General features: G+C 53.4%; 1 rRNA gene (only partly in view). It reads right to left on the reverse strand.

What is annotated here, in order from left to right:
* Positions 1-1042, reverse strand: a 23S ribosomal RNA gene (locus tag E2493_RS16725) (it extends 1787 nt beyond the left edge of the window).
* Between the last annotated feature and the right edge of the window lie 35 nt (positions 1043-1077).

The following is a 1077-nucleotide window of genomic DNA, read 5'->3' on the forward strand; positions in this document are numbered from 1 at the left end:
CCTTTTGACGACGGACCTTAGCACCCGCCGTCTGTCTCCCGGATATCACTCTTGGGTATTCGGAGTTTGGTTAGGTTTGGTAGGTCTCGCGACCCCCTAGCCCATCCAGTGCTCTACCCCCCAAGGTGTTCGTCCGAGGCACTACCTCAATAGTTTTCGCGGAGAACCAGCTATTTCCCGGCTTGATTGGCCTTTCACCCCTAAACACAACTCATCCGGTACCTTTTCAACGGTAATCGGTTCGAGCCTCCAGTGGGTGTTACCCCACCTTCACTCTGGTCATGCCTAGATCGCCGGGTTTCGGGTCTAATGCATCGAACTCAATTCGCCCTATTCAGACTCGCTTTCGCTGCGCCTACACCTATCGGCTTAAGCTTGCTCGATACATTAAGTCACTGACCCATTATGCAAGAGGTACGCGGTCACTCCTCAAGGGAGCTCCCACTGCTTGTAGGCAACCGGTTTCAGGTACTGTTTCACTCCCCTCATCGGGGTGCTTTTCACCTTTCCCTCACGGTACTTGTTCGCTATCGGTCATACACGAGTATTTAGGCTTGGAGGGTGGTCCCCCCATGTTCAGACAGGATTACACGTGTCCCGCCCTACTCGAGGCCTGATACATCACTTTCGCATACGGGGCTGTCACCCGCTCCGGCCACTCTTTCCAAAGTGTTCTGCTAGTTGAATATCAGGCACTGGCCTGGTCCGCGTTCGCTCGCCACTACTAACGGAATCTCGGTTGATGTCTTTTCCTCCAGGTACTGAGATGTTTCAGTTCCCCGGGTTCGCTTCACCAAAGCCTATTTTATTCAGCTTAGTGATACCTCTAACCCATCTAATTCCAACCTAGCCTCTCACCGACACGCATGAAGCGTGCCGCCGAGCGGCTCAGCTAGAATTAAATGGTGAAGGTGGGTTTCCCCATTCGGAAATCTGCGGGTCAAAGGTTGCTCACACCTCACCGCAGCTTATCGCAGCGTGCCACGTCCTTCATCGCCTGTGTATGCCAAGGCATCCACCAATTGCCCTTACCTCACGCTTGAGAATCCACACCACCAACGACAAATCTGGAACTCG

Origin of the sequence: Sphingomonas parva (ex Maeng et al. 2020), from assembly GCF_004564275.1 — a bacterium.
GTDB classification, from domain to species: domain Bacteria; phylum Pseudomonadota; class Alphaproteobacteria; order Sphingomonadales; family Sphingomonadaceae; genus Allosphingosinicella; species Allosphingosinicella parva.